Raw genomic sequence first — 10,367 nt, forward strand, 5'->3', positions numbered from 1 at the left:
CCCCCCGGGACCTGAAGAAATGCGTAGATGGCCGAGGGCACCGTCTGCGTCTGGCCGGGGATATTGGACACAAAGGTGATGGTTGCGCCGAATTCCCCCATCGCCTTGGCAAAGGCAAGGATCGCGCCCGCAAGTACACCTGGCATGATCAGGGGCAGGGTGACGGTGGCAAAAACCTGAATGCGTGAGGCACCCAGAGTGGCCGCGGCACTCTCCAGACCCTGGTCCACGGCTTCGATCGACAGGCGGATCGCCCGCACCATCAGCGGAAAGGCCATGATCGCTGCGGCAAGTGCGGCACCTGTCCAGCGGAACGCAAAAACGATGCCCATATCCTGCAGCATGCGTCCCGTGAGCGCCTGCGGCCCGAACGTGCTCAGCAGCAGATAGCCCGTGACGACAGGCGGCAGCACCAGCGGCAGCAGCACCAGACCGTTCAGCAGCTGTTTGCCCGGAAACTCCCACCGCGCCAGCGCGTAGGCCACAAAAACCCCGGGCGGCAGGCTGAAGAGGGTCGCCCAGAACGCCACCCGCAGCGACAGCGCCACGGCCTGCCATTCTTCCGGGCTCAGCCAGTCCATCGGGTACTTTACTCCGCCACGGCGGCAAAACCGTGCCGCATCAGGGTGATATGTGCCGCGTCGCTGCGCAGATAGTCAAGCAGGGCGCGGCTGGCCGGTGTGACGCGCCCTGCGATTGCGGCCACCGGATAAACGATGGCAGGGTGGCTTTCCGGTGCAAATGTGGCGATCACGCGCACCCTCGGTTCTGCCCGGGCATCGGAGGCATAGACAATGCCCAAAGGTGCTGCGCCCTGCGCCACCAGCGCCAGTGCCGCGCGCACATTGTCGGTCTGTGCCACCAGAGGTGCTGCGCTGTTCCACATCCCATAGTGCTGCAGCGCGGCCTTACCGTAAATCCCGGCTGGTACTGCATCGGTCAGCGCCATCGCGAGCCGCCCGCCGGCAAGCCACGCGCTCAGATCGGTATCCGGGCCTGGCGACAAAGATCTGGTTTCCCCGTGCCCGGCAATCAGCACAAGGCTGTTGCCCGCCAGATCAGACCGGCTGCCTGGTGCAAGGACCCCTTCGGCTTCGAGATAATCCATCCAGTCCGTGCTGGCGGACACGAAAATGTCCGCTGGCGCCCCGAGTGCGATCTGGCGGGCCAGCACCGGGGAGCCGGCAAATGAAAACGTGACATCGTGGCTGGTTGCTGCTGCAAAATCCCCGGCGATTTCCTCAAGCGCGTTCTTCATGCTGGCGGCGGCGAAAACGGTGATGTCATCAGCGCGCGCAGGCCCCCGCGCCGCGGCGCAGGTCAGGGTCAGTAGGGCCGCAAGGAACAGCGCATGGAACAGATGAAATCGCATCAGGTGAGTGTCCCGCAGGGGCGCGCTGCGCGCAAGCCCCGGTTCTGCGCCGGTGTTTCTGCAGCATGTCAGCGGCGGTCAGCGCCGCTGGAAGCCGCGCGCAGTTTTCCGGCACCAAAGGTGCTGAGCACCAGCATTGCCGCCGCCGTCCCCAGACACAGAGGCAACCCGCCAATCTGGTAACCGGCCCCGGAAAGCAGCGTGCCCAGCAGACGGCCTGTGGCATTGGCCATATAATAAAAACCCACATCCATCGTGACCCGCTCGCCCGTGGTGAAGGCGAGGATCAGATAGGAGTGCAGCGCCGAGTTTACCGCGAAAATACCCCCGAAAACCAGCAACCCCACCACGATGGTCGCTGTAAGCCAGGGCGCCGGCTCCCCGGTGAGCACCACGAGCGCCGCCAGCAGCGCGGGCACCACGATGAGCGCTGCAGTCCATGCGCGCGCCCGGGCGATGATCTCAGCCTCGCTCCGGGTGGCGGCGCGCATCAGTCTTGGTGCAGAGGCCTGCACCGCGCCATACAGGATGATCCAGAGCGCCATGAAACTGCCAATCATGAAAAACGCAGCCCGGTTGCCCGCTTCGGTGCCGTCAGAGAGCACCGCGTAAAAATAGACCGGTATGCCAACCACGAACCAGACATCGCGCGCGCCGAAGAGAAACACGCGGGCAAAGCTGAGCCAGTTGACGTTTGCATTGCCGGAAAAAACCTCTCGGAATTTCGCGCCCTTGCGCCCGACGGGCAGTCCGCCCGGCATGCCCAGCCAGACAGCGACCAGGATCAGAAAGAGCACTGCCGCCATGCCCAGCACCGCCGTTTTCATACCGACCGTTGCCAGCAGGCCAGCCCCCAGCAGAAAACCCAGCCCCTTAACCGCATTCTTGGAGCCGGTAAGCAGCGCAACCCAGCGAAACAGCCCGCCCTGCACGGTCGGGGCCAGCAACTTGACGGCAGATTTGGCGCTCATCTTTGAGAGATCCTTGGCCACGCCTGACGCACCCTGAACCGCCATTACATAGACGACGGAAGCCGTGACTGACCAGGCCGGATCAAGCTGCGCCAACGCCAGAAGCGCCAGAACCTGCAGTGTGAGCCCGGCATAAAGCGTGCTTGTCAGCCCGAAGCGTGCGGCAATCCAGCCGGCACTGAGGTTGGTCACCACGCCCGCGATCTCATAGAGCACAAAGAGATATGCCAGCTGTACCGGCGAAAAGCCCAGCGTGTGAAAATGCAGCAGAACCAGCATGCGCAGGGCGCCGTCGGTGAGCATGAAAGCCCAGTAAGCCGCCGTCACCGCCAGATAGGCAGCAAGCCCGGCAGGGCGCTCTGCCGGAGCCTCTGTCACAGAGATTTTCCAACCATTTCAGCAACATCAACCAGACGGTGCGCATATCCTGTTTCGTTATCATACCACACGTAAAGCTTCAGCTGCGTGCCGTTAATGACCATGGTCGAGGGCGCATCCACGATCCCGGAGCGTGTATCATTGGTGTAATCGGCGCTCACGAGCGGGCGTTCTTCATAACCCAGAATATCCCTGAGCGCTCCCTGCGCTGCCTCTTTGAAGAGCGCGTTGACCTCTTCGGGTGTTGTCTCGCGTTCCAGCTCGAAAACACAGTCGGTGATCGAGGCATTCAGCAGCGGCACCCGCACCGCATGGCCGTTCAGCCGCCCCTTCAGTTCAGGATAGATCAGCGTAATGGCCGTCGCACTGCCCGTGGTCGTAGGGATCAGCGAGTTGAGCGCGGAGCGCGCGCGGCGCAGGTCTTTGGCGGGCCGGTCCACGATGGTTTGTGTGTTGGTCACATCATGGATCGTGGTAATCGAACCATGCCTGATGCCGATGTTTTCATGCACCACTTTGACCACCGGGGCGAGGCAGTTGGTGGTGCAACTGGCCGCCGTGACGATCCGGTGGCTGGCAGGGTCGTAAATCTCGTGGTTCACGCCGTAAACGACATTGGCTGTCGGCCCGTCTTTGACCGGGGCTGAGACGACGACTTTTTTCACGCCGGCTGCGAAATAAGGGGCAAGTGCTGCTTCGGTTTTGAAAACCCCGGTGCAGTCGATCACCACATCCACGTCTTCAAGCGGCAGGTCCCCGGGTCGTTTGTGGTTGTGCACGGGCAGGCGGGTGCCGTCGATAGTAATGCTGCTTTCATCGGATGAAAACGCCGCCGGCCAGCGGCCATGCACCGTGTCAAACTCCAGCAGATGCGCATGCATGGCCGGATCGCCAACCGCATCGTTGACCCATGCTATCTTCGCTCCGCGTTCAAGCAGAGGACGCAGTGCCAGCTTTCCGATGCGGCCGAGGCCGTTAAGTGCGTATGTTGTCATGAAGATTCTCCGTCGTCACTGGTGGCGCCGATGTCATCGACGGCGGCCTGTAGCGAGATGCGGTCGAGCGTCTCAATGGGCAGGGCCGTGAAAGCTGTTACGCGGTTGTGCAGCGCGCCATAGGTCTGCTGAAACGCAAGCCGGCGCTCAGCCAGCGTTCCCGTGGCCCTGACCGGATCGGGCAGACCCCAGTGCGCACTGAGCGGCTGGCCGGGCCAGGGCGGACAGACCTCATTGGCGGCCTGGTCACAGACGGTAAATACAAAATCGGGCTTCGGTGCATCCGGCCCCTGAAATTCCGTGATGTTCTTCGACCTCAGCGCGCTGACGTCATGGCCTTTGGATCGCAGCATTTCTATCGCCAGAGGATTGAGCTCTGAGCGCGGCATGATGCCGGCCGAGAAAGCGGTGAAGCGATCGCCGGCAAGATCGTTCAGCAGCGCTTCGGCAAAAACAGAGCGGGCCGAATTACCTGTGCAGATAAAGAGGACTGAATACTTCCGTGCGGAGTCCGCCAGAACTGCGCTGTGGTCCGGAGGAGACCAGGGCGGGCACAGATCCGGGCGCCCGCGGCAGCAGTCATGCATCAGAAACCCGACCAGACCGCGCGCACCGTCCATTGAGGCGCGATAAAGCAGCGACGTGCCGCGCCGCTGCTGGCTGATAAGGCCCGCATCACTGAGCGTCGCCAGATATACCGAGGCTGTACTGGGCTTTACGCCCAGAATCTCCACAATCTCGCCGGCGCGCAGCGCATCGGGATACCGCCGCATCAGCAGACGAAAGATCGCGAGACGCTGCGGGTGGCTGAGAGCCGACAGGCGGGAGAGAGCTTCTGATTCCATAATTCATGAATATTGGAAATATATGTTTATGCAACCCCGGATCGTCTTCATTTTCTGCATATCAGCAGGGTGTGTAAGGCGCGTGACAGTGCGCAGCCGCAGTGCAAAAAAAACGCGCCCGGACAGAACCGGACGCGTTGATGATACTATGGTCGTTGCCGTCAGGCTGGTACGGTCTCAGGCTCACGCCCGGCGCGGGCGCGCTGAAGCATGAAGATCAGCACCAGAAGGGCGAGGCCCGGAATGAAAATAAGCTCCTTGGGCAGCTGATCTGCGGGCGCTTTGACCTCTTTGATCACAACCGGTTGGTCACCATAGAAGTCATAGCTCTGGAAGGTATCGGCATAGGGCGTGCCGAACATCGGCTCTTCCAGCGTGATATTGTCACCATCCTCAACTGCCAGCAGGCCAAGCGCATCCATACGCGACCCTTCGGCGTCTTCGGGCACGGTGACAAGCAGCGTTGTGTCCAGCAGCTCGCCGGTGTCAAAGTCCGGCCCGGAGACCACCACCCTGAACTCACGGCCCACAGGCGCCGCCTCGACCCGTTCGGCAAAGTTCGCCGGGGCCAGATCCTCGAAAGGAGGCTGCAGGCGGTCCATGAAGAAATCCGGACGGAAGAGCATGAAGGCCACGAAGACCAGCGCCACGCTCTCGTAGATGCGGCTTTTGGTGACGAAGTATCCCATTGTCCCGGCCGTAAAGACCAGTATGGCGATACTCGCTATCACAAAGACAAGGATACCCTGTGCCCACCCCACATCGATCAGCAGCAGATCCGTATTGAAGATGAAGACAAAGGGCAGGGCGACTGTCCGCAGGCTGTAGAAGAAAGCGGTGAAGCCTGTCTTGATCGCATCACCACCCGACACAGCCGCTGCGGCGAAACTCGCAAGGCCCACCGGGGGTGTCACATCGGCCATGATCCCGAAATAGAACACGAAAAGATGCACAGCGATCAGCGGCACGATCAGACCGGACTGCGCGCCCAGCTCGACCACAACACCCGCCATCAGCGAGGAAACAACGATATAGTTCGCCGTTGTCGGCAGGCCCATCCCGAGGATAAGGGACAAAAGCCCCACCATCACCAGCATCAGAATGAGGTTACCACCCGAGAGGAACTCAACGAGATCCGCCATCACCTGGCCCACGCCGGTGAGTGTCACGGTGCCCACGATCACACCCGCCGTCGCCGTGGCGAGGCCGATGCCGATCATGTTGCGCGCACCGTCAATGAGACCCTGAATCAGATCCGCTACACCGGCCACAAAGTTGGCAGGCAGAGCCCCCATGTTCCCGCGGAAAATCGCCTTGAGCGGGCGCTGCGTCAGCAGGATGACAAAGAGAAGCATTGTCGCCCAGAAGGCCGAGAGGCCCGGGGATTTCTGCTCGATCATAAGGAAGTAAACCAGCACGATGATGGGCAGCAGGAAGTATAGACCCGCTTTGTAGATTTCACCCACAACAGGCAGTGTGACCTCTTCGGCGTTGGGATCATCGGGTTCGAGATCCGGCACCGATGCTGCCAGCCACAAGAGCAGCACATAAGCGAGGAAGATCAGTGCCGAGAGGATCATCGCGGAGTTATCAGTGACGGCCACGATGGCTTTCACCGGATACTGTACGCCATAGCACAGACCCGCAAAGCCGACGAAGAACGCCGCCATGCCGCCGATGGTCTTGCCCATTGAAACCACGCGGTCGCCCAGTGTGGGCATGTTCTGCTTCACGGCTTCGAGGTGCACGATGTAGACCAGCGCGATGTAAGAGATCGAGGCCGGCAGGAAAGCATGGGTGATCACCTCAACATAGGAAATGCCCACATATTCCACCATCAGGAAGGCCGCAGCGCCCATGACGGGGGGCATGATCTGTCCGTTGACCGAAGAGGCCACTTCGACAGCCCCGGCCTTCTCTGACGTAAAGCCGACGCGCTTCATCAGCGGAATGGTGAAGGTACCGGTGGTAACCACGTTTGCGATCGACGAGCCCGAGATCAGGCCGGTCGCCGCAGAGCCGACAACGGCCGCTTTGGCCGGGCCGCCCTTGAGGTGACCAAGTGCACCGAAGGCCATCTTGATAAAGTAATTACCGGCCCCGGCCTTATCGAGCAGCGCCCCGAAGAGCACGAAGAGGAAGACGAACTTTGTGGAAACGCCCAGAGCGATGCCAAAGACACCCTCGGAAGTGATCCACATGTGGCTCATGGCTTTTTGCAATGATGCGCCTTTCCAGCGGATCACATCAGGCACGATTTCCGAAGACCCGAAGAAGACATAGAGCAGGAAGATCGTGGCGATGATCGCCATCGCGGGACCGAGCGCGCGGCGCGCACCCTCAAACAGAATGATCAGGCCGGCAAGCGCGAACCACTTGTCCACGTCATCGGCCAGACCGCCGGATTTCACGATCTTATCATAGAAGAAGTAGCCATACATGGCGGTGAAGGCGCCGAAGAGCCCCAGAACCCAGTCCTGGATCGGGACATAATGGCGGGGGCTCGACTTGAGCGCGGGATAGGCCATGAAGGCGAGGAAAATGGCAAACGCGAGGTGGATCGACCGGTCGTTATTGATGATCGCCCCCGGCAGCAGAACATTGGAGAGCGGCGATGCAAGAACAACCTGAAAAAGCGACCAGACGACCGCGACGACCGCCAGCAGCATGGCAACGGACCCGGTCGGATTGCGACCACCCGCGTCCGAGGCGGCGACCATTTCCTGAAGTTCGGCTTCGCTCAGGCCGCGCTTTTCGCCCGGTGTGTTGGATGTGTCAGACATTATTGCCCCCATGTTGGCATGCGCCCCGGTTTTCCGGTGTGCGCGTTGACCCTGGTGTCAGGGTGTGGGAGGGGCGTTTGCCGCCCTCTCCCGGTTCTCAATTCGTCAAAGAGTGAAGACCCGGATTATTCGATCCAGCCCTTTTCTTTGTAGTACTTGGCCGCACCGGGGTGCAGGGGCGCAGAAAGACCCGCTGTCGCCATTTCCTCTGCTTTAAGGTTGGCAAATGCAGGGTGCAGACCTTTGAAGTCTTCGAAGTTATCGAAAACAGCTGCCACAACCGCATAGACAGCATCTTCGCTGACCGCAGTGGAGGAGACGAATGTAGCACCCACACCAAAGGTGGTCACATCATTGTCGGTGCCGCGGTACATCCCACCGGGAATGCTTGCTGTCCGGTAGAACGAGTTGTCGGCAATCAGCTTGTCGATCGCTTCGCCCGTCACGTTGACAACGATGGAATCACAGGCAGTCGACGCTTCCTGAATGGAGCCCGACGGGTGTCCCACCGTGTAGATCATCGCATCGATCTGGTTGTCGCAAAGAGCAGCGGACTGCTCAGCGGCTTTCAGCTCGGTTGCCAGAGCGAGGTCACTCATTTCCCAGCCCATTGCGTCCATCACGACTTCCATCGTGCCGCGCTGACCGGAACCGGGGTTGCCGATGTTGACGCGCTTGCCTTTGAGATCCTCGAAAGACGAGATGCCTGCATCGGCACGTGCCACAACGGTGAAGGGCTCAGGATGTACGGAGAAAACCGCGCGCAGTTCCTCAAAGGGACCTGCATCTGAGAAGTCAGAGGTACCGTTATAGGCATGGTACTGCCAGTCGGACTGCGCCACGCCGAACTCGAGCTCGCCGGCACGGATGGTGTTGATGTTGTACACCGAACCACCTGTGGACTCCACTGAGCAGCGGATGCCGTGGTCTTTGCGGCCCTTGTTGACCAGACGGCAGATCGCGCCACCTGTCGGATAGTAAACACCGGTCACACCACCTGTACCGATGGTGATGAACTCTTCGGCCATCGCGACCGGCGCCATCAGCATCGCAAGGCACGAGCCTGCTGCCGTCATTTTAAACCTGTTGAACATAAGTAATCTCCCTTTTGGTTTTTGTCGTCTTTTACCCGTCCTGCACTTCGTGCAACTGACGGCTGTTTCGTTCCACCTCATCGATCCGGGCCCGTGATCCGTCGCTGCCGATACCGGCAAGCATCCCGATCAGTGTTTCTGCAAAGCAAAGGCTGGCCGCATAAGATGAAAAGAAATTCGGTGACTCACTTGGAATGATGAACTGCGCTGACGCGTGTTGCAAGGCCGGACAGGTATGGGTGTCCGTAATGACCACCACAAAGGCACCTTTGCCCCGTGCCAGGGCAGCAGCGTGCACAGCACGCGCCGCAAAGGGCGGTTTTGTCACGATAATCAGCGCATCCCCCGGCCCGAGTGCGGCCAGTTCGGCGCCGAGCAGCGACCCCGTGCGCCCTGCCATCCGCCAGTTGTCAAAGAGCAGGCTTGCCTGATAGGTCATCTGACCGGCCACACCTGATGAGGCCAGTTCGCCCATCACCAGTACAAGGTGCGCGGCATGCAGGCGGTGCACGACCTGTTCAAGCGCCGGTTCGTCGATCTGGTCTGCCAGCCGGTGAATGTTGTCGGCGCATGCGGCAAAATGCGCGCGCATGAAACCCTGCCCGCTGTCTTCCTGCATGTCGGTAAGCTGTTTGAGGCGATCGGGTCGGCGTTTATTGACCCGCTGGTCCATCGCGATCCGGATATCGCCACGCAGCGCACCAAAGCTGTCATAGCCGAGCGCCCGGGCCAGCCGTGAAAAGGACGCCGGTGCCAAGTCGCTTTCTTCTGCGACAGAGCGAAGCGACCGGGTTGCGACGTCGAAAGGGTTGCTCACTATGTAATCCGCAGCCTGCTTCAGCCGGCCGCTCAGATCGTTATAACGTGCAGCGATGCGTGTATCGAGTGGCGCAGCCACGAAGTCCCCCGGGATCGAATCTTGCAGCAGAGGGTTCATTTGTTTCAATACATTGTCAACTTGTGCGCCATGTGTTTCAGTTTCGTGACCGGTCAGCCAGGAGAACGCCGCGATGTCACATGTCTTTGCCCGCCATTCGAAAACTACCCCGCCTCAGGCCGCGACAGGCAAGGGCGTTTATCTCTATGACGCTGACGGCAAACAGTATTTCGACGGGTCGGGCGGGGCGGCTGTGTCCTGTCTGGGGCACGGGGATCCGGATGTAATCGCCGCGATCCAGGCGCAGGTTGCTGAGCTTGCCTATGCGCACACCAGCTTTTTCACCTCTGCCCCGGCCGAGGAACTGGCCGACCGTCTGGTGGCCGAAGCGCCGGGCACGCTGGAAAAAGTGTATTTCGTTTCCGGTGGATCGGAAGCGGTTGAAGCCGCGCTGAAACTGGCGCGTCAGTACTTTGTCGAGAAGGGCGAGGCCTCGCGCCGCCACTTCATCGCGCGCCGCCAGAGTTATCACGGCAATACGCTGGGCGCGCTCGCGACCGGCGGCAATGTCTGGCGTAAACAGGCCTTTGCGCCGATCATGGTCGATACTTCGCTGATCTCGCCCTGCTACGCGTATCGCGGTCAGCAGGAAGGCGAGAGCGCTTTTGAGTATGGCCAGCGTGTCGCCAATGAACTGGAGGCAGAACTCGAACGCGTCGGCCCCGGGACGGTCATCGCCTTTCTGGCTGAACCGGTCGTGGGGGCGACCCTCGGTGCTGTGGCCCCGGTCGAGGGGTATTTCAGACGGATCCGCGAGATCTGTGACAAACACGGAATTTTGCTCATTCTCGATGAGGTCATGTGTGGCATGGGCCGGACGGGCAGCCTGTTCGCCCATGCGCAGGAAGGCATTACTGCCGATATTGTCACAATCGCAAAGGGGCTCGGCGCCGGCTATCAACCGATCGGCGCGATGATGTGCACCGCTGAGATCCACGACACGATCGCCGGGGGTTCCGGCTTTTTCCAGCACGGGCATACGTATATCGGCC

Annotated in this window: 9 protein-coding genes; 1 reads left to right on the forward strand and 8 read right to left on the reverse strand. The window is 60.6% G+C overall.

All coding sequences use genetic code 11. The features are described 5' to 3' along the window. From modB to Q0M35_RS14375, 8 genes are all read right to left on the reverse strand, one after another. A partial coding sequence (gene modB, locus Q0M35_RS14340) for a molybdate ABC transporter permease subunit (protein WP_295316477.1) occupies positions 1–581 on the reverse strand: 581 nt, incomplete at its 3' end. Positions 582–589: 8 nt separating this feature from the next. Continuing rightward, the gene (gene modA / locus Q0M35_RS14345; protein ID WP_295316479.1) at positions 590–1,372 is read right to left on the reverse strand and encodes a molybdate ABC transporter substrate-binding protein; all 783 of its coding nucleotides are present in this window, start codon (positions 1,370–1,372) and stop codon (positions 590–592) included. Between the two features lie 68 nt (positions 1,373–1,440). Continuing rightward, positions 1,441–2,721, reverse strand: coding sequence for an organoarsenical effux MFS transporter ArsJ (gene arsJ / locus Q0M35_RS14350; protein ID WP_295316480.1), 1,281 nt, complete (start codon positions 2,719–2,721; stop codon positions 1,441–1,443). Then, positions 2,718–3,716, reverse strand: a complete 999-nt coding sequence (locus tag Q0M35_RS14355) for an ArsJ-associated glyceraldehyde-3-phosphate dehydrogenase (protein WP_295316481.1) — start codon at positions 3,714–3,716, stop codon at positions 2,718–2,720. Before Q0M35_RS14355 ends, arsJ begins: the two co-directional genes overlap by 4 nt. Next, positions 3,713–4,561 (reverse strand): metalloregulator ArsR/SmtB family transcription factor, encoded by an 849-nt coding sequence (locus Q0M35_RS14360; protein ID WP_295316483.1) that lies wholly within the window; start codon positions 4,559–4,561, stop codon positions 3,713–3,715. Before Q0M35_RS14360 ends, Q0M35_RS14355 begins: the two co-directional genes overlap by 4 nt. Before the next feature lie 161 nt (positions 4,562–4,722). After that, positions 4,723–7,344, reverse strand: coding sequence for a TRAP transporter permease (locus tag Q0M35_RS14365; protein WP_295316485.1), 2,622 nt, complete (start codon positions 7,342–7,344; stop codon positions 4,723–4,725). A gap of 125 nt (positions 7,345–7,469) precedes the next feature. Then, positions 7,470–8,420, reverse strand: coding sequence for a TAXI family TRAP transporter solute-binding subunit (locus tag Q0M35_RS14370; RefSeq protein ID WP_295316491.1), 951 nt, complete (start codon positions 8,418–8,420; stop codon positions 7,470–7,472). A gap of 49 nt (positions 8,421–8,469) precedes the next feature. Further along, positions 8,470–9,336 carry a MurR/RpiR family transcriptional regulator gene (locus tag Q0M35_RS14375; protein WP_295316487.1) on the reverse strand — a complete coding sequence of 289 codons (867 nt, stop codon included), beginning with the start codon at positions 9,334–9,336 and terminating at the stop codon, positions 8,470–8,472. 112 nt (positions 9,337–9,448) lie between these two features. Here Q0M35_RS14375 and Q0M35_RS14380 point away from each other — a divergent pair. Further along, on the forward strand, positions 9,449–10,367 hold a 919-nt coding region (locus Q0M35_RS14380), incomplete at its 3' end, for an aspartate aminotransferase family protein (protein ID WP_295316489.1).

Origin of the sequence: Roseobacter sp. (assembly GCF_024639605.1) — a bacterium.
Taxonomy (GTDB): Bacteria; Pseudomonadota; Alphaproteobacteria; order Rhodobacterales; family Rhodobacteraceae; genus Roseobacter.

Excerpts from the sequence above, each read along its gene's own strand:
- Q0M35_RS14355 (WP_295316481.1), bottom strand. The coding sequence starts at position 3,716 with ATGACAACATACGCACTTAACGGCCTCGGCCGCATCGGAAAGCTGGCA.
- Q0M35_RS14360 (WP_295316483.1), bottom strand. The coding sequence starts at position 4,561 with ATGGAATCAGAAGCTCTCTCCCGCCTGTCGGCTCTCAGCCACCCGCAG.
- modA (WP_295316479.1), bottom strand. The coding sequence starts at position 1,372 with ATGCGATTTCATCTGTTCCATGCGCTGTTCCTTGCGGCCCTACTGACC.
- Q0M35_RS14365 (WP_295316485.1), bottom strand. The coding sequence starts at position 7,344 with ATGTCTGACACATCCAACACACCGGGCGAAAAGCGCGGCCTGAGCGAA.
- Q0M35_RS14370 (WP_295316491.1), bottom strand. The coding sequence starts at position 8,420 with ATGACGGCAGCAGGCTCGTGCCTTGCGATGCTGATGGCGCCGGTCGCG.